We start from the raw sequence: 17,419 nt of genomic DNA on the forward strand, positions 1-17,419 counted from the left end.
GGCTAGCTATTCTTCAATAATGATTGTATTCTTTCGATAGCAAGATCGAAGGTTTCTGCTGTCGCGCATAAGCTTATGCGAATATACTGCGATCCGGCTTTGCCAAATATACCACCAGGAGTGATGAATACGTTAGCGCCGTATAAAATATTGTCTGTCAATTGGTAAGAGTCTTTGTGTTTATCTGGTACTTTAGCCCATACAAACAGACCAACTTGGTCTTTCTGGTAACTGCATTCTAGCAAATCCATGATCGCAAAAACTTTTTCTCGACGTTTTCGGTATGTGGCATTTAACTCATCGTACCAAGATTGATCTAATGATAAGGCCTTGACTGCTGCCGCTTGAACTGGAAAAAACATTCCCGAATCCATATTCGATTTGAAGCGGAGTATCTCATCAATTCTTTGTCCCTCAGCTATGAGCATGCCCACACGCCATCCGGCCATGTTTACAGATTTGCTTAATGAATTTAGTTCTATAGCAATGTCCTTTGCGCCATCTATATGCATGATACTCATCGGTTCATCGTTGAGTATAAAGCTGTATGGATTATCATGGCAGATTAGAATATTATGTTTTTTGCCGAAGGCAATAATGTCTTTGAAAAAAGCCCTTGTAGCTTTTGCTCCAGTAGGCATATGTGGGTAATTAATCCACATCATTTTGACGCCTTGCAATCCATCTTTTTCTAATGCTTGCAGATCAGGGAGCCAATTGTTGCTCTCTGATAACGTATACGGTACTGCTGTTGCTTCACTCAGTCGTACGGCCGAAGCATACGAAGGATATCCAGGATTTGGAATTAGGACTTTATCTCCAGCCTGTAAGTACGTCATGCAGATATGCATAATCCCTTCCTTTGAGCCCATTAAGGGCAGAACTTCTGTGGCCGAATCCAATTTTACATCATAAAAACGCTGATACCATTGGGCAATAGCTTCCCGCAAAATAGGACTGCCTTTGTAACTTTGATATCCATGCGTATTGTGAAAAGCGGAATGTTTAACCAGCTCCTCGACAACGGTCGGATGTGGTGGTAAATCTGGGCTACCTATTGCCAGATTAATGATGTCTTTGCCCGCCTTCCTTAAAGATTCTATTTCACGAAGCTTTTTCGAAAAATAGTACTCTTCTGTCTGTTCAAGGCGTTTTGCTACGGCTATTTGCATTTGTTTAATTTAATAATGTCTTTCTTAACTAGTACTGGAAGCACGAATGTATTAATTTTTTGTGTTATTCCAGTACCGGTTTCGAATTGGTGATTGCTAGGATTTGGCAACAGTTTGACTATTCTTCTCTTTTGGTTAAATATCAAAATAATGACACAATGTTGTTGCTATTCTCATAAAACCAATCCAGTAGGTCAATTTTTGCTACATTTGTATAATTAGAATACTGAATGAAGACATATTTTAGACTATTATCTTTTGCTAATCCCATTGCAAAATATGCTATACCGTACATACTATGTACGCTGATTACGGTCGTATTTGGTACGTTGAATTTAGCGTTGCTAGCGCCACTATTGCAGGTGTTGTTTAAAGGAACAGGGGACGAAAATCTGGTGCCACCCGAAGTGATTACCAGTCCCGACAAATTAACGGATATTGGTGGTTGGTTTACCTATTACGCTGACCGCTTGTATTATGATCTTGGTCCTTATGAGGCGCTAAAGTATGTGTGTATTGTTATCGTTATTTCGGTATTGATCAGTAATGTTTTCCGCTATTTCTCCCAACGGATTATGGAAAACCTACGTATTCATACCTTGTTGAACTTACGACGTGCCGTATTCGATAACGTAATGGGCTTGCATCTTGGGTATTTTACGAACCAGCGTAAAGGTGATGTGATTTCAAAAATAGCTTCAGATGTGCAGGTGGTACAGTTTTCAGTAACAGGAACATTGCAGGTGGCGTTTAAAGAACCGTTGCAATTAATTGCTTATATGATTGTGTTATTTGCATTTTCGTTCAAGTTGACGCTGTTTTCACTTATAGTTATTCCTGTTTCTGCATTTTTTATATCCAGAATTGTTAAAACTCTGAAGTCGCAAGCCGCTGAGGCACAGCAATCCTATGCGAACATGATTACCTATTTGGATGAAGCCTTGTCGGGTATTAAAATTATCAAATCCTTCAATGCCAATTTCTTTGTTCGCGATCGTTTTAATAAAGAGAATCACCGTTATGCTAATATTATGCGCAGAATGGTACGTCGACAGCAAATGGGATCGCCTGTTTCCGAGTTGTTAGGCGTCGTAATGGTCGCTGTGATATTGATTTATGGCGGACAATTGGTGTTAAGTGGATCGGGAGAGCTCGGAGCTTCAGAATTTATTGCTTATATCGGTATATTTTCTCAGGTGATGCGCCCAGCAAAAGCGCTTACAGACGCATTTAGTAGTGTGCATAATGGGATTGCTGCAGGTGAACGTGTTTTAGCGTTGATCGATGAGAAGAATGAAGTGAAGGACGCGCCAAATGCTAGGCCAGTAAATGCTTTTACCAAAGGAATCACTTTTCAAAATGTTCACTTTGCCTACGGTGAGCACGAGGTATTGCGTGATATCACGCTAGATATTCCTAAAGGCGGTACTGTAGCTCTAGTAGGGCCATCTGGTGGTGGTAAATCGACCTTGGTAGATCTTATTCCAAGATTTATGGATGTTACCGGTGGCTCTATCCGCTTTGACGGTGTAGATTTGCGCGAACTGAAACAAGACGATTTACGCGCTATGATTGGCGTAGTTAACCAAGAATCTGTACTATTCAACGATACTATTTTCAACAACATCGCTTTTGCAAATACAGATGCAACTCCAGAGCAAGTCGAGGCTGCAGCACGTATTGCAAATGCACATGAATTTATCCTGAAAACAGAAGACGGGTACAATACTAATATTGGGGATCGCGGTTCTAAACTATCGGGCGGCAGCGCCAGCGTATTTGTATTGCTAGGGCAGTGCTCAAAAACCCACCAATCATGCTGTTGGATGAGGCCACATCTGCATTGGATACGGAATCCGAAAAATTGGTACAAGATGCACTGTATAAATTGATGAAAAATCGTACAACTGTCGTAATTGCGCATAGATTGAGTACGATTCACAATGCTGATAAGATTATTGTATTAGAGAACGGAGCTATTCAGGAGGTGGGTACACATATGGAATTGATTGCTAAAAACGGATTATACAACCGATTGATCGAAATGCAACAGTTTTCAAGTTAAGACAATAGCAGTGAAAAGCATGTGGAGTATAATAGGAAAGATGGTATTATTCACGCTATCTATTTTCCTTGTTTTTATCTTTTGGATGTCGCCACGGTTAGGTGGCTTGATCGCGATTGGTAAGGATAAAATCGATTCGATCATATACCGGCTAACGTTTGATTACGATACCCCTGCCACCGTCAAGCTTCAGTATTCTGATGTGTCGCAAAACAAAGATTATATTTATTTACAAGAGCGCTATAATCTGGATAGTATCGTTTTGCCAACTATTGTATAGAATAGAGTCGTATGATTCGAAAGAAGCCGAGCAACCGGCATACTTCCAAAAGATGATACGCCTCAATACGGCAATTTACACTCACGCTATACAAGAGTTCTATCCGTTGGTAAAACAATAATTCCCAAAAACTGTCTTAGCGGTGTTGTGATGCAGTTGTTATAAGGTCTTATATGCTGTTGGCACAACAATTTTTAGTGGATTTTTTGATACATTTGTATCTGTTAGATATTTAGGAGAGTGGCATGAACGCACAACAGAAACTAGATTTTTTGATCAATAACCCAAGGTTGGATTCTCAGCTCAAAGAGATCGCTATTAAGGTGCGTGATAGTGAGCGGATTAGTTTCGATGAGTGTGTATATTTGTATGAGCATGCCGAGTTGTCTTATCTCGGTGTATTAGCCAATCACATTCGGGAGGCGCGACATGGTGATGTCACCTATTTCAATAGAAACTTCCACATAGAACCTACGAATGTCTGCGTGTACGACTGCAAATTTTGCTCTTATTCACGAATGATCAAACAACGTGAAGAAGGCTGGGAGATGGATGTAGATGGTATGCTCGATATCGTTAAACGATACGACAATGAACCCGTTACCGAGGTGCATATCACGGGTGGTGTGGTCCCTAAACAAAACCTAGCGTTTTATGCAGAATTCTTCAAAAAATGCAAAGCACATCGACCTGATTTACACATCAAGGCACTCACTCCTGTAGAATATTATTATATCTTCAAAAAAGCAAAGCTATCGCACTATGATGGTATGAAGTATTTGAAGGAAGCCGGGTTGGATTCTATGCCTGGTGGAGGTGCAGAGATTTTTCATCCAGAAATACGGGAAAAGATCGCTCACGATAAATGTACGGCAGAGCAGTGGCTAGACATTCATGAACAGGCACACAAGCTAGGTATGCATACCAATGCAACGATGTTATATGGACATATTGAGCAGTATTGGCACCGAGTCGATCACATGGAACGATTGCGCCAATTGCAAGATCGTACACAAGGATTCCAAACTTTTATCCCACTAAAATTCCGAAATAAAGACAATCAGATGGAACATCTCCCTGAAGTTTCTGTCATCGAAGATTTGCGGAACTACGCTATTGCTCGGATTTATATGGATAATTTTGCGCATATCAAAGCTTATTGGGCCATGATATCTCGCGATACCGCACAAATGTCATTAAGTTTCGGAGTGGATGATATCGATGGTACATTGGACGATACGACAAAAATATACAGTATGGCTGGCGCAGAAGAACAAACTCCCGCTATGAGCACACAGGAGTTAGTAGAACTAATTCGGCATGTCGGTCGTCATCCAGTGGAACGTGACACCGTGTACAATGTGGTGACTGATTTTAAGGACGTGAATTTCGACAAGGAACCGAAGAAAAACTATTACGCATTACCGGTAGTAAATTAAAAGATATTGAAGAAAACATTTTATTTTATACGACACGGACAAACGGATCTCAATCTGCAAGGTATTGTACAGGGAAGAGGAGTCAACTCACCTTTAAATGATACAGGCAGAAAACAAGCAGAAGCTTTCTATCAAGCCTACAAACATGTGCCATTTGATAAGGTCTATACGTCAACTTTGCTTCGTACTCACGAGACCGTAGCAGCTTTCGTAGCATCTGGGATTCCAACAGAGCAACTTGAGGGTCTTGACGAAATAAGTTGGGGCATATACGAAGGGCGGGAGCAAGATGAATCGATTATGGCCGGCTTCAAAGCTTTGGTAGAGCAATGGCGAAATAATCTGCTAGACGTTGCTGTTGAAATGGTGAATCGCCCAACGCGCTAGTGAAAAGACAGCAAGAAGCCATGCAGTACATGTTATCGCAAAAAGGCGAAAACACGGTGCTTGTCTGCCTACACGGACGCGCTTTGCGCATTTTACTGTGTCATCTTACAGAAATGGAAGTTTGCCAAATGGACGATTTTCCGCATACCAATACGGCACTTTATATCGTCGAATACGAAAACGGTAAATACAATATTGTCGATCATTACAACACGAAACATTTAGACGATTTAGAGATAGATGCCTGATAAAATACGGGTTGCAGTCGCTACCTATACCAATACTTTACCATTCCTCAAAGGGTTGCAAACGTCATCAGCTATCTGTCGCGATGCCGAACTGTTAATGGATTATCCGAGTGCATGCGCTGAGAAAGTGATCCGTAACGAAGCTGACTTGGGCATAATACCAATCCAAGCATTACTTGATATTCCTAATTATCATATCCTTGGAGATTATTGTATTGGTAGTGATGGTGAAGTGGATTCCGTTTTCGTTTTTTCGAAAGTACCCATCGAGCAAGTAAAAGTTTTGCGTCTCGATCCGCAATCTAAAACGTCTAATGGCCTTGCGCGCATACTATTTAAATATCTCTGGCGTCAGGAGATTGATGTTGTTCTAGTTGGCGAAGCCGATGCAGAAGTGCTTATTGGCGATCGTACATTTGGGCAAAAGCAAGCACACGCTTACGCTTATGATCTAGGAGCATGCTGGAAGCAATTGACAGGTCTGCCATTTGCCTTCGCTGTGTGGGCAGCAAATAAGGAATTGCCTACGGCATTTGAAACTATATTTAACGATGCTTTGGCTCAAGGCTTGTCACAGTTGGATGAAGTTATTGCTAGCTTGCCCAAGCTGGCAAATTTTGATTTTGAGGATTACTTGAAAAATAAGCTGGATTTTAGACTTACCGATCAAAAACGCCAAGCGATCGATCGCTACTTGGAGCTATATCAGACTTTATAGGCAGAATACCGACCGCCTAAAGTATACTTAAAAAAATGCAAGCCCATCCGACGAGTAACAGTAGGCCGCCTAATGGCGTGATGGGTCCGAGAATTTTTAGTCCGTCGGCCTTCCAGTATTCTTTGAAGGAAAGTAGGTAAATGCTGCCAGAGAAAATAATAGTGCCATAGAAAATACCAAAAAAAGCCCATCTAGCTACTCGCAGATCAAAATCGAGACCGAATCCAATAAGTAAAAGTGTAATGGCACTATACATTTGATATCGAACGCCGACTTCAAATGAAGCAACTTTTTCCTCCGAAAGAATTTTCTTCAATGCATGAGCACCAAAGGCGCCAAAAACGATAGCTAGAAAGCCAAAAATGGCACCAGTGATTAATACTACTTTTTGCATGATATTTAATTATAAACTATCCTAAATTAGATATTCTCTAGCATATCCTATGCAGTTATTTTTTATTTTATCTCATATTTTTCTATTAGTATGTTGCAAAGTGCCGTGGTAGAGATTTCGATACCAAAAAGAATAAAGATTTATTCGAGCACGTTGGTCTAGTACTTTGTCGAAGTTAATAGTGCTGAAATGAAAAATCACCTATAACTAATAAATGAATATAGGTTATAGGTGATCAGAATTTTTTTCTGTATGCCTACTAGTAGGTTACAGTTTGTCAATTTTGTATAGACGACCACTATCTGTCACCGCATACAGCGCACCGTCTTTTCCTTGTGTGATGTCGCGAAAACGCTGACCTTCACCTGCTAACAAGCGTTCTTCACCAACAACTTTATTGTCCTTGATTACCAGGCGGGCAATGTGTGTGGCACTTAATCCACTGATGAATAAATTGTTTTTCCATTCAGGTACGTTACTGCCTTTATAGAAGGTCATTCCACTTGGAGATAAGACAGGATCCCAGTAGTAAACAGGTTGTTCCATGCCTTCCTTTTGCTGAATGACGGGAGTACCGATCTTGTCACCACTATATTCTAGTCCGTAAGTGATTACTGGCCATCCGTAATTGTTACCTGCTTTGATCAGGTTGATCTCATCGCCACCGCGTGGACCAAATTCGCTATTCCATAATTCGCCTGTCTCCGGATGAAATGCCAATCCTTGCGGGTTACGATGTCCATAAGAATAGATTTCAGGCAATGCATCAGCACGGCCTTCAAATGGGTTGCCTGCAACGGGTTTACCATCTGTAGTAATGTGTAGAATTTTTCCTAATGCCGATTTCAAATCTTGTGATTGAGGCCGAGTTTCCAAATCAGAACGCTCGCCTGTACTTACGAATAAGTTGCCATCTTTATCAAATACGACTCGACCGCCATAATGTAGTTTACCATCATAGGTTGGCAGCGCGCGATAGATCACCTGCGCATTTTCAATTTTACTCTCATCCTCAGCAAGTTTACCTTTGGCCACTGCGGTATGATTGCCACCAGCTACAGGTTCTGAAAATACCCAATACACCATTCTATTAGTTTCGAACGCGGGATCAAGAGTCAAACCTAGTAAGCCGCCCTGCCCGTTATCATCAACTTTTGGCAATCCTGTAATAGGTTCTGAGATATTCGCATTCGATGGATCTACTATTCGCATATTGCCTGCATTTTCAGCGATAAGCAGCCTGCCGTCCGGCAAACCGACTATTCCCCAAGGAGAGGTAAGCGCATCTGTTATCATCTTACCTTCAAAAGCAGTAGAAGTTTTAGCGCCAGCTGCACGTGTCTGCCCTTCAAACGCAGGTTTGTAATCGGTATTTGCTTTATTTTTTTCGACCGGCGGGTACGAAGTTGTATCGTTTCCATGGTCAGGGTTTTCGGAGGTTGCGTTGTTGCTACTGCACGATGCAGAAGTCATTAGAGCCACAGCCAAGGCTGTAGGAATCATAAATTTGATGTTTTTCATAATAAGATATACTGATATATATGCAATTAATTGTATTCTGGTCTCTTAGGGAAATTGGCCACGTGTGCGTATTTCGGTCCTAAGCTAACTAAGGTATGTTTCCAAAGATCTTCACCATCTAGTATAAAGGCCAGGTCTGTGCTATATGTATTGTGCACGGCCCAGCAATTTTGTTGAATCTCACTTTCTAGCTGATCGGGACTCCATCCCGAATAGCCTAGAAATAATTTCACTTCGTCCTGCGAGATTTCATTGCGATTGATCAAATCTATAAGCCGTTCAAAGTCGCCTCCCCAATATAAGTTGTCTATGACAGGTGTACCACTTTGTAGCCGATCGTACGCCTCATGAACAAAATACATTGTGTTTTGTTCCATCGGGCCACCTAGATACACCGGAAACGTCAGGTTCTCGACACCTGCTACAATATCTGATAGCATCATAAAGGAGCGATGATTTAAAATCAAACCCACACTGCCATCCTCTGCATCGTGCTCACACAATAATACGACAGAACGCTCGAAGTTCTGGTCGACCATGAAAGGCTCTGAAACTAATAAGCTGCCTTGCTTGGGCTGGTACTCGCTAAACATAAGTGATCCTCCTTTCTAACACCAAATTTATCGATTGTGTCTAGTAATCCCTAGTTTTTGACAATAAATTTAACATCGACATGGGTAAAACAAGGCGCTTTTGATTAAGTTTGTGCATATCAACACAAGTTTTGATGGCTATTATACGACAAGAGTTAGCAGATCTTAGAGAAGACTATATTAAAGGATCATTGGATGATAAAGATGTACTGGATGATCCTATTCAACAATTTGCAACTTGGCTAGATGAGGCATTGCGTGCCGAAGTATTGGAGCCTACGGCTATGGTACTAAGTACGGTTGATGAACAACAGATGCCCAAATCGCGCGTTGTATTGCTAAAAGATATAAAGCCTGAAGGATTCAGTTTTTTTACGAATTATGATAGTGCCAAAGGCCGAGATATGGGAAACCATCCATACGTATCGCTACTTTTCTTCTGGCCGGAACTACAACGGCAAGTTCGCATTGTAGGTCGTGTAGAAAAGTTAGCAGCCCAAGAATCTGATCACTATTTTCAATCCAGACCGCGAGGCAGTCAAATAGGTGCAATTGCCTCACCGCAGAGTGCGAAGATTCCTAATCGATCATTTTTGGAAGAACGTGTGGCGCAGATTGAAGCAAAATATGTGGACGATACCGCAATACCTCGACCGCTGCATTGGGGCGGTTATTTGGTGCGTCCGACGGAGATGGAATTTTGGCAGGGAAGAGCGAGTCGCTTGCATGATCGTATTGTTTATACATCCGATCGTCAAGCTTGGAGAAAACAACGATTAGCACCGTAATAGTTATGAGCGAACAAATTGCACATTTACGTACTGTACTTTTAGAACAAATCCATACCGATGCTGTGCAAGATATACAATTAGCAGGCTTGCAGCCAGCGTTGTATATTCATCCTGATTATCTTGTAGCGGTATGCCGTTTTCTAAGAGATGATCCTGCATTTTATGTGGATTTTCTATCAGACATCGCCGCGGTAGATTACTTTCCAGAACCTTATTTTGAGGTAGTTTACCAATTGGCATCCATTCCTCATCAAACGCAAATCACATTAAAAGTACGCTGCGAAAACGATCGATCTTCTACTGAACTTCCCGAATTGCCTTCTGTATGTTCGATATGGCGTACAGCAGAATGGCATGAACGTGAAGCCTATGACTTGATGGGCATATTTTTTACGGATCATCCTGATCTTCGACGCATTTTGATGCCTGACGACTGGGAAGGATTTCCACTCCGTAAAGATTACGAAGATCCAGCAACTTACCACGATATACCGGTTAAAGAATAATCATGAGTCGATACAACGAAGCTTTAGCTCGCTATCAAGAGAAGATAGATTCCATCGCGTCGCAGGAGATGGTCATTAACATGGGACCGCAGCATCCGTCTACCCACGGTGTCCTACGTCTGGAGTTAATTACTGATGGCGAAATTGTTAAAGAGGTCATTCCACATTTGGGCTACTTGCACCGCTGTTTTGACAAGCACGCTGAATCCATGAGTTTTGGCAAAACTATTCCTTTTACAGACCGTCTGGATTATTTGTCCTCGATGAATAATAGCCATGCATTTGTAATGGGAGTGGAGCGCATGCTCGGCCTGGATCAATCTATACCAAAACGTGTCGAATACATCCGCGTACTAGTCTGCGAACTTAATCGAATTGCTTCTCATCTAATTGCTATTGGTACGTACGGAATAGATATTGGCGCTTTTACACCTTTTATGTGGTGTTTCCGCGATCGTGAGCATATTATGGGTATGTTAGAATGGGCGTCCGGTTCGCGTATGTTATATAACTATATTTGGATTGGCGGTCTTTTCTATGATTTGCCCGTAGGTTTTGAAGAGCGCTGTCGCGAATTTGTAGATTATTTCAAGCCTAAATTGCAAGAGTTAGATGAAATTCTGACAAACAATCAGATCTTCATCGCACGAACGGCTAATATAGGCATATTACCAGCAGATGTAGCCATTAATTATGGCTGTAGTGGACCTATGTTACGTGGTTCGGGCATTAAATGGGATTTACGAAGAGTCGATGGTTATTCTGTATACCCTGAATTGGAATTTGATATTCCAGTTGGCGAAGGCAAAATGGGACAAAAAGGTGATTGCTGGGATCGATATAAAGTACGTGTGGATGAAGTGCGCGAATCCGTACGCATTATCGAACAATGTCTGGACAGATTGATGATGGATTTTAAACGTATGCCAGATTTTGACCCTCGCGCACTCTTGCCTAAGAAAGTTAATTTGAAGGCGCAGGATTATTATGTAAGAGCTGAAAACCCCAAGGGCGAGCTTGGTTTCTATTTCGTAACCCAAGAGCGTAGTGATATCCCACGGCGTTTGAAGGCGCGGGGTCCGAGTTTTAATAACCTTTCGGTGTTACCGGCCTTAGGCAAAGATGTGCTTATTGCCGACTTGATCGCCATTTTGGGTTCGATCGATATTGTGTTGGGCGAGGTAGATCGCTAATTATCCATTAATTTGCCTAGTTATTATGCTACAATTTGCAAATGCAAAAATAAATATTGGACTACACATTACGGGTAAGCGACCGGATGGCTATCACGATCTGGAATCCATTTTCTATCCCATTAAGCTGTACGATGGGATCGAGATACTACCTGCTGACGAGCTATCCATGCAAGTCTATAATTATGATTTTCCGGTGGGAGAAGACAATCTGTGTACAAAAGCCTACCGATTGCTTGCTGCTGATTACGATCTTCCGAAGGTGCAGATTCATTTGCTAAAGGGCATTCCTGTGGGAGCGGGTTTGGGTGGTGGATCTGCTGATGCAAGTCGCGTACTCACTATGCTCAATACTGTTTATCAATTAGATCTGTCGCAGCAACGATTGGAAACTTATGCAAGTAAGTTGGGTGCTGATTGTCCCTTTTTCATTCGTAATTCGCCGGTGTATGCTACAGGTATTGGTACTACTTTCGAAGATGTGACGTTGGATCTTGCTGATTATAAAATTGTGGTGGTGAAACCCTCTATACATATTTCTACGGCCGAAGCTTATCAAAATGTATCCATACGTACCGCTCAGGTCGATCTGCGTGCCGCTATTCAAATGCCAGTACAAGAATGGAAATACCTTATCAAAAATGATTTTGAGGATGGTTTATTTCGTCGATATCCGCAGATCCAAGCCCTCAAGGCGGCGATGTATGAGTCGGGCGCAGTTTACGCCTCCATGTCTGGCTCTGGCTCTGCAGTGTACGGGCTGTTTAAAACGGTGCCGAATGCAACAGAATTTCAATCTCATGGAATGATGTTTTCAGTTTAAAAAAAACAAACTTTTTACTGCTATTTCTGTTTATCTATTGAGTTAAAAAGAAAAGCTATGAGTATTTTAAATAAAACATTGGAAACATTAAAAGATAAATTGGATGCAGATTGTACTGGCGCGACTGTAGGTGGCTCTGAGCGCGTTTTATCTGTAATCGCTGGCGGGTTTATTTTTGGTGTAGGAGTAAAAAATCTTTTCAGAAGCCCATTGACTTCGTTTTCGGGAATTGCATTAGGTGGATCGCTGATTTATCGCGGTGTCACCGGTAAATGCAAAGTAAAAGGTGCGCTTAATTCAGAAACAGAAAAGCCAGATACTACGGTGATTGAGCACCGTTATTTTGTGAAATAATACGGAGTACAACAATAATAATAACCCTTTTAAGACGTCCTATCTATGTTGATGTAGATAGGACTTTTTTACACGCTTTCTTTTAGAAGAACTCCTTTTGGCGAAAGGATGATCTTTCTTCGGGCCGAGTACGGCCAGTGATGGTTTAGTCTTGCTTAACAATTCCGGCAACCAATGCCTTCCATTGCGGATAGGAGCCGCCTAGCATTACACCTAAGCCAATCAAGGTATTTCTTATGGTATCAGCTATTCCATTGTTCTCGTCATTTATTAGCTCATTTCGGCCGGCATACTGCGCCGTTACTTCAGTACCTTTCTGTTGAAGCACGATCGTTGAAGTCGCAATGTTTTTAAGAAAATGTGCGATTTCCTGATCCTGTTTTGTGGGGTCGGTGGTAGGGCGTAGAGTAAGCGTGATTTGCTGCTGTTCTTCAGAAGACTCTTCTACGATTTGCTCTATTCGAACCCAATCATAGCCATCGCTGCTGGGCAATCCCGGTCCTGGAATGTCAATTTTGACCAGATTCCCCTCTTCTGCACTCTGCTGCCGTATCTTACCATTGTGGTCTGATAGCTCAAATACGGCCGAAGGCAGTACAGCAACTTTATTCCAATCATTGATTTGTAATAATCGCCTACGTGCTATTGAATAAAAGTTTTTCGCACTTTCCGCATCTGGAAATGTAGCGGTAGAATGGCAATCTACTTTCTTGCCCTTTTTATGTTCTGGTATCTTCGTTTTCATAGGATGTGATTTTGACCAGTGTGTATACTTATTAAGACAGCTAGTATTGATCGATGTTTAAGAAAACTGCGATTCAAGTATATTGTCTTATTGTTACTTAGGGGAAATCTAGTCGGCGGGTATTTATGCAGGTCGGCGGTCTTTTTTGCACGTTGACGACCTGCCGTGAATGATTGATAAAAAGAGTGCTAAGTGACTCGAGGATCATTTGAAGCTGCTACCCATTCCTCACCCTTGCATCTGGGGCACGTAGTGGCGGTGCTTAAATACATAGTTTCGCCACATGTGGTACACGCATATTGATCGGGTACGATAATTTTATTGGATCTTTTATTATACTCGTTTGGCAAAATAGGAAGACCATATTTGATCTTATCGCTTTCGAAATAGAAGATGCTCAGCTTTCCGTTGGTTTCTAAGATGGCTGTTTTTACTTGTCCGACATGTGTAACGTTCGATTCTCGCATTTCAGCAAAAAATTCATCTTTTCCGAGTGTTTGAGCTTCTTTTGCATGGAGGCTAAATTTGCCGTCTTCAATAACATAGATAGGCTGACCCTCAATTAAGGATTCTACCTTGCTATACTTGGCGGCAAAGTAAGTAATACTTCTGTATAAGATTAACGTTGAGATAAATGCAATGAGCGATGGTATGATTGCCATATCTTGCACGATCATGGGATCGCCAGCTGCCGAACCCAGGGCAATGATAATGGCTACTTCAAAGATACTGAGCTGTCGTATTCCTTTCTTTCCTGTCAATCGCAGGAAAGTCAGAATAATCGTAAACATAATGGTTGTACGAAATATGATTTCTACAGCGTAGCTAAAATCAAGATCGTGAAGAAATACGTTTCGAAGAAAACTTTCGGTTTCTATAAAATTAAGTTGATGAAACATGGATTGAGACGATATGTTTCTGTTATAACCTTCGAAAATGTAATATAGTTTTGAGCACTTTTATGGATCACTTGCGGTAGTGCATAATAGAATCACGACGTTTCGCTAGTAGATGATCATACTAAGCGCTATCGTATCAAAAAATATGCCTCCATAAAGGAGGCATAAATTGCAATACATGATTTGGCGGAAAGCTATCCGCGGGCATATATTAATCGTGTCCTTCGGTCTTAACAATTTTATTATACACACCAAGTAGTAAGAATGGTGCAGCCCATTGTCCTACAAATAGTGCGTTTTTGTCTTTGCATAAGCATTTTAGCGTTAGCGACACACCCATCGCAGCGACTGCTGCAATTAAAAACGTAGTGGATGGTACTTTGGATGTTACCTGTTCGATTTGCTTCGTTACCTGTCCTTCATTTCCTGTTTCAAAAGCCATAATGTCTCAATTTAAGTGAATGTTTTCAATGTTTATAGCTATACAACAGCTTGTTGAACAGATCGTTCGTTCTAAATACAAAACGGGTATATCATTCGGGATAAAGTGAAGAAATACGGAATTGAAGCGTTATTTATTCTGTTTAAATGATAAAAACGAAGCAGGCTTTATCTCGATTTCATTTGATAGGCAAATAACCCAATTCCTGCCAAGGTCAGTAGCACGAAAGCTGCCAATGCTACCATAATATATAGACCAAGTCCCATTCCAGCCTGCGGATCTGGCGATGCATTTGCTTTATCGACAGTTGTAAGCACGTGTAGTGCTATGCCCATGTTAATAAAACCCAGAATATAATATGGAATAGTAGGTTTGTGATGTTTGTAACAAAGCAGGATAAGTGGTACGAATACTACTATCGTAATAGCGATTAAGAGATAGGGCATAGGTCTAGACATTTATGGAAAGATACAATATCTCGGTCAAAAGTAATAAGCCACAGTACGATTGGCTATCCATCACTTTTAAAATTAGAAATGATTGAAAACATATCATACGGAGTAACGTTTGCTAAATACACACTCAATCATCTACGTATATTCCATATAATTAATGTTTTCCACCAGTTCAATATGCCTTCTAAAATATTACGTTGCTTCATTTATATTACTCTTTTGGCTACAAATTAGATCCTGCCATGCCCAAGATCAAAATCCGTCGTATAAAGCATGGTTGTATTTTGACAATACGATTTCGCTCACAAAGCACTGGACTTTCCAGAGCGATATTCATCTACGTACGTCGCATCAATTCTCAGAACTATCCAACGTCCTTCTGCGAGGTTGGCTAGATTATAAGTTGTCGCAGTCAGTCACTACCGGAGTAGGATACGCATATCTTGGTTCTTGGGATGATGATGTGGCCTCGCCAAATAATTATTACACAGAGCATCGGTTCTTTGGGCAGGTGCAGCACCAGATAGATTTGCCTCAATCATCAGAAATAAGACAAAGAGTACGGTTGGAGCAACGTTTTTTTGATGCAATGCTATTACCGTCGTCCTCCGTGAGATCACGCTATTCTTTGAGCTGGAAGCAATCAATAAATCGTAAATACCTGCCTTTCCATTATTTTTTCTTAGAGAATGAGGTATTTGCCAATCTTTATGGCCGAAGCCTAGCTGGAGGAAAGGTTTTCGAGCAAAATAGATTGTATGCTGGACTTGGCTTACCGCTCTGGAAGAGCAGCGAAGTTGAATTAGGATCGTATTACGAAATCCAGCACGATGTGTTTAAACAGCGAAATCAGACCATCATTTTCCAGCTCCGATTAAAAACGGAGTGGTAAAATCATGCATTGTAGCCACGACCCTGTATATAGCTGTTGGATTAGTATAGTGATAATTTCAATCGGCTGCTAATCAGGTATTTGTTCTAGATCTTCATAAATCTTGGGTTCGAAGTCTCGATCTGTTTTGGCATCTGGGATGATGTGTTCGGGATCGATCAGTGCGACATCATGCCCGTCGGCACGCAATCGATCAATACCATCCAGTAGCATACGGCGACCAACATCATTGACCAACGAGATATGGCTTAAATCAAATACGATGGTATGATTGCACTGCTTTTCATCTTGCAACTTTCGCAAAAGGCGTTCGGCTTCTGTAAACTGTAGTACGCCTTGCAATTTGTACACGATCACTTCGGGTTTGATCTGCTTCACATCATGATCGTTGATAATGACGCGGGAAGATGGTACTCCTTCCAGTAAGTGCAATCCCATATCGCGCGACATCTGCTGCATGATATCTATGCCGCGCACGCTATTGCCGTAGCGATCTAATTTTGGGGAAAATACTGCCAGACCGACTTGCCCAGGTAGCACACCAATAATACCTCCAGATACGCCGCTTTTTGCAGGAATGCCAACATTGGCGAGCCAATCGCCCGCTGCATTGTACATGCCGCAGGTGGTCATTACGGTCAATACTTGCCTTACGGTTTTATGGCTCAGAATGCGTTCACCAGTACGAGGAAGAATTCCATCGTTGACCAAGACGCTCATCATATTCACCAGATCTTTTACCGTTACATTGATAGCGCATTGTTTGACGTAGCTTTCTACGATCTCTACTGGATCACTTTCCAGAATATTAAAGTTGCGTAAAGAATAGCCGATCGACAAATTGCGAAATGCCGTCTCTTTTTCCGAATGAAAAATCTCTTGGTCGAACGCTAGTTCGCGTCCGGCCAACTTGCTGAAGAATAGACGCACCGTCTCAGCTCGGCAAGATTTTTCGGCCTTTGGTATTAAAGAATGCACCGTAATGGCACCCGAGTTGATCATCGGGTTCTTTGGTTTTATTTGTTGCTCATCCGTCTTATCCAATGAGATTTCATTAAATGCTTCTCCAGATGGTTCTACTCCAACTTTACGCATCACCCTCTGCAGGCCAAGCTCCTCGATTACATAAGCATACGTGAATGCCTTAGAGATGGATTGAATACTGAACTCGTGCTCGTCGTCGCCGGCGCTATAGATCACACCATCTAGGGTAGTTAGTGCTACAGCTAGCTTAGTCGGATCTGCAGAAGCTAGTTCTGGAATATAATCTGCGAGTTCGCCTCCATGAGCAGCTTTGCAATTGCGCAATAGGTCGGCTAGGTAATCAGGAACAGGTGTATTCATTGTATAGTATTTTGCTTATGGATGGTTTGTTTGTCGTACACGAGCCAATTTAAAGATATCGATCTTCCTTATATGGTCGGTACGGATTGTTGTACTACAATATCCGATCCTAAAATTCAAACTATGTTTTGTATCTTTAAGCGATAGCCAATATCGTT

At 41.6% G+C, this 17,419-nt stretch carries 20 protein-coding genes and 1 pseudogene; 12 read left to right on the forward strand and 9 right to left on the reverse strand.

From position 1 onward, the window contains the following. Nucleotides 1-2: 2 nt before the first annotated feature. Complete coding sequence (locus A0125_RS01945; RefSeq protein ID WP_066751367.1) at nt 3-1,172, reverse strand: pyridoxal phosphate-dependent aminotransferase; 1,170 nt, start codon at nt 1,170-1,172, stop codon at nt 3-5. Between the two features lie 230 nt (nt 1,173-1,402). Here A0125_RS01945 and A0125_RS01950 point away from each other — a divergent pair. The 6 genes and pseudogenes from A0125_RS01950 (at nt 1,403) to A0125_RS01970 (ending at nt 6,309) form a co-directional block, all read left to right on the forward strand. Next, a pseudogene (locus tag A0125_RS01950) lies at nt 1,403-3,237 on the forward strand (ABC transporter ATP-binding protein). Between the two features lie 19 nt (nt 3,238-3,256). Beyond that, on the forward strand, nt 3,257-3,517 hold the full coding sequence (locus A0125_RS01955; protein ID WP_156472379.1) for a hypothetical protein: 261 nt from the start codon (nt 3,257-3,259) through the stop codon (nt 3,515-3,517). Between the two features lie 245 nt (nt 3,518-3,762). Further along, complete coding sequence (gene mqnE / locus A0125_RS01960; RefSeq protein ID WP_066751373.1) at nt 3,763-4,956, forward strand: aminofutalosine synthase MqnE; 1,194 nt, start codon at nt 3,763-3,765, stop codon at nt 4,954-4,956. A 6-nt stretch (nt 4,957-4,962) separates the two neighbouring features. Next, the gene (locus A0125_RS16305; protein ID WP_262507264.1) at nt 4,963-5,343 is read left to right on the forward strand and encodes a histidine phosphatase family protein; all 381 of its coding nucleotides are present in this window, start codon (nt 4,963-4,965) and stop codon (nt 5,341-5,343) included. Further along, a complete protein-coding gene (locus A0125_RS16310) occupies nt 5,343-5,591 on the forward strand; it encodes a histidine phosphatase family protein (RefSeq protein ID WP_262507265.1) in 249 nt (82 codons plus the stop codon). The genes A0125_RS16305 and A0125_RS16310 overlap by 1 nt, the downstream gene beginning before the upstream one ends. Next, complete coding sequence (locus A0125_RS01970; protein WP_066751377.1) at nt 5,584-6,309, forward strand: menaquinone biosynthetic enzyme MqnA/MqnD family protein; 726 nt, start codon at nt 5,584-5,586, stop codon at nt 6,307-6,309. Before A0125_RS16310 ends, A0125_RS01970 begins: the two co-directional genes overlap by 8 nt. A 16-nt stretch (nt 6,310-6,325) precedes the next feature. On the opposite strand, the gene A0125_RS01975 is transcribed toward A0125_RS01970, so the two are convergent. From A0125_RS01975 to A0125_RS01985, 3 genes are all read right to left on the reverse strand, one after another. After that, complete coding sequence (locus A0125_RS01975; RefSeq protein ID WP_066751380.1) at nt 6,326-6,703, reverse strand: DUF423 domain-containing protein; 378 nt, start codon at nt 6,701-6,703, stop codon at nt 6,326-6,328. 267 nt (nt 6,704-6,970) lie between these two features. Continuing rightward, on the reverse strand, nt 6,971-8,224 hold the full coding sequence (locus A0125_RS01980) for a PQQ-dependent sugar dehydrogenase (RefSeq protein WP_156472380.1): 1,254 nt from the start codon (nt 8,222-8,224) through the stop codon (nt 6,971-6,973). 26 nt (nt 8,225-8,250) lie between these two features. Continuing rightward, a complete protein-coding gene (locus A0125_RS01985) occupies nt 8,251-8,817 on the reverse strand; it encodes a YqgE/AlgH family protein (RefSeq protein ID WP_066751392.1) in 567 nt (188 codons plus the stop codon). Nucleotides 8,818-8,951: 134 nt separating this feature from the next. Between A0125_RS01985 and pdxH the strand changes: the two genes are divergently transcribed. From pdxH to A0125_RS02010, 5 genes are read left to right on the forward strand one after another with little or no spacing between them, the layout of a single operon-like run. Further along, on the forward strand, nt 8,952-9,605 hold the full coding sequence (gene pdxH / locus A0125_RS01990) for a pyridoxamine 5'-phosphate oxidase (protein ID WP_066751395.1): 654 nt from the start codon (nt 8,952-8,954) through the stop codon (nt 9,603-9,605). A 5-nt stretch (nt 9,606-9,610) separates the two neighbouring features. Beyond that, a complete protein-coding gene (locus A0125_RS01995) occupies nt 9,611-10,114 on the forward strand; it encodes an NADH-quinone oxidoreductase subunit C (protein ID WP_066751398.1) in 504 nt (167 codons plus the stop codon). A 2-nt stretch (nt 10,115-10,116) separates the two neighbouring features. Continuing rightward, a complete protein-coding gene (locus A0125_RS02000) occupies nt 10,117-11,307 on the forward strand; it encodes an NADH-quinone oxidoreductase subunit D (RefSeq protein WP_066751401.1) in 1,191 nt (396 codons plus the stop codon). Nucleotides 11,308-11,332: 25 nt separating this feature from the next. Continuing rightward, nucleotides 11,333-12,130 (forward strand): 4-(cytidine 5'-diphospho)-2-C-methyl-D-erythritol kinase, encoded by a 798-nt coding sequence (gene ispE / locus A0125_RS02005; protein ID WP_066751403.1) that lies wholly within the window; start codon nt 11,333-11,335, stop codon nt 12,128-12,130. A 57-nt stretch (nt 12,131-12,187) separates the two neighbouring features. Continuing rightward, complete coding sequence (locus tag A0125_RS02010) at nt 12,188-12,484, forward strand: YgaP family membrane protein (RefSeq protein ID WP_066751406.1); 297 nt, start codon at nt 12,188-12,190, stop codon at nt 12,482-12,484. A gap of 145 nt (nt 12,485-12,629) precedes the next feature. Here the strand turns inward: A0125_RS02010 and A0125_RS02015 are convergent, their stop codons facing one another. The 4 genes from A0125_RS02015 to A0125_RS02030 all read right to left on the reverse strand — a co-directional run bounded on the left by A0125_RS02015 (nt 12,630) and on the right by A0125_RS02030 (nt 15,016). Continuing rightward, on the reverse strand, nt 12,630-13,229 hold the full coding sequence (locus A0125_RS02015) for a hypothetical protein (protein WP_066751409.1): 600 nt from the start codon (nt 13,227-13,229) through the stop codon (nt 12,630-12,632). A gap of 188 nt (nt 13,230-13,417) precedes the next feature. Beyond that, complete coding sequence (locus tag A0125_RS02020) at nt 13,418-14,128, reverse strand: DUF421 domain-containing protein (protein WP_066751411.1); 711 nt, start codon at nt 14,126-14,128, stop codon at nt 13,418-13,420. A gap of 211 nt (nt 14,129-14,339) precedes the next feature. Continuing rightward, a complete protein-coding gene (locus A0125_RS02025; protein ID WP_066751414.1) occupies nt 14,340-14,570 on the reverse strand; it encodes a hypothetical protein in 231 nt (76 codons plus the stop codon). A gap of 167 nt (nt 14,571-14,737) precedes the next feature. Continuing rightward, nucleotides 14,738-15,016: a hypothetical protein gene (locus A0125_RS02030; RefSeq protein WP_066751416.1), complete on the reverse strand. Its 279-nt coding sequence runs from the start codon at nt 15,014-15,016 to the stop codon at nt 14,738-14,740. Nucleotides 15,017-15,302: 286 nt separating this feature from the next. On the opposite strand from A0125_RS02030, the gene A0125_RS02035 reads away from it, so the two are divergent. Beyond that, complete coding sequence (locus A0125_RS02035) at nt 15,303-15,917, forward strand: DUF2490 domain-containing protein (protein WP_197464728.1); 615 nt, start codon at nt 15,303-15,305, stop codon at nt 15,915-15,917. A 69-nt stretch (nt 15,918-15,986) separates the two neighbouring features. On the opposite strand, the gene A0125_RS02040 is transcribed toward A0125_RS02035, so the two are convergent. Then, nucleotides 15,987-17,261, reverse strand: coding sequence for a glutaminase (locus A0125_RS02040; protein WP_066751418.1), 1,275 nt, complete (start codon nt 17,259-17,261; stop codon nt 15,987-15,989). Nucleotides 17,262-17,419 lie beyond the last annotated feature (158 nt).

The sequence above is a fragment of the Sphingobacterium populi genome (assembly GCF_001586775.1).
Lineage (GTDB): Bacteria > Bacteroidota > Bacteroidia > Sphingobacteriales > Sphingobacteriaceae > Sphingobacterium > Sphingobacterium populi.

Bases quoted from the DNA above. Each gene is read 5' to 3' on its own strand.
- mqnE (WP_066751373.1), top strand. From the start codon at position 3,763: ATGAACGCACAACAGAAACTAGATTTTTTGATCAATAACCCAAGGTTG.
- A0125_RS02000 (WP_066751401.1), top strand. From the start codon at position 10,117: ATGAGTCGATACAACGAAGCTTTAGCTCGCTATCAAGAGAAGATAGAT.
- A0125_RS02030 (WP_066751416.1), bottom strand. From the start codon at position 15,016: ATGCCCTATCTCTTAATCGCTATTACGATAGTAGTATTCGTACCACTT.
- A0125_RS02020 (WP_066751411.1), bottom strand. From the start codon at position 14,128: ATGTTTCATCAACTTAATTTTATAGAAACCGAAAGTTTTCTTCGAAAC.
- pdxH (WP_066751395.1), top strand. From the start codon at position 8,952: ATGGCTATTATACGACAAGAGTTAGCAGATCTTAGAGAAGACTATATT.
- A0125_RS02025 (WP_066751414.1), bottom strand. From the start codon at position 14,570: ATGGCTTTTGAAACAGGAAATGAAGGACAGGTAACGAAGCAAATCGAA.
- A0125_RS01970 (WP_066751377.1), top strand. From the start codon at position 5,584: ATGCCTGATAAAATACGGGTTGCAGTCGCTACCTATACCAATACTTTA.
- A0125_RS01955 (WP_156472379.1), top strand. From the start codon at position 3,257: ATGTGGAGTATAATAGGAAAGATGGTATTATTCACGCTATCTATTTTC.
- A0125_RS02010 (WP_066751406.1), top strand. From the start codon at position 12,188: ATGAGTATTTTAAATAAAACATTGGAAACATTAAAAGATAAATTGGAT.
- A0125_RS01985 (WP_066751392.1), bottom strand. From the start codon at position 8,817: ATGTTTAGCGAGTACCAGCCCAAGCAAGGCAGCTTATTAGTTTCAGAG.
- A0125_RS02040 (WP_066751418.1), bottom strand. From the start codon at position 17,261: ATGAATACACCTGTTCCTGATTACCTAGCCGACCTATTGCGCAATTGC.
- A0125_RS01995 (WP_066751398.1), top strand. From the start codon at position 9,611: ATGAGCGAACAAATTGCACATTTACGTACTGTACTTTTAGAACAAATC.
- A0125_RS01945 (WP_066751367.1), bottom strand. From the start codon at position 1,172: ATGCAAATAGCCGTAGCAAAACGCCTTGAACAGACAGAAGAGTACTAT.
- A0125_RS01980 (WP_156472380.1), bottom strand. From the start codon at position 8,224: ATGAAAAACATCAAATTTATGATTCCTACAGCCTTGGCTGTGGCTCTA.
- ispE (WP_066751403.1), top strand. From the start codon at position 11,333: ATGCTACAATTTGCAAATGCAAAAATAAATATTGGACTACACATTACG.
- A0125_RS01975 (WP_066751380.1), bottom strand. From the start codon at position 6,703: ATGCAAAAAGTAGTATTAATCACTGGTGCCATTTTTGGCTTTCTAGCT.
- A0125_RS02015 (WP_066751409.1), bottom strand. From the start codon at position 13,229: ATGAAAACGAAGATACCAGAACATAAAAAGGGCAAGAAAGTAGATTGC.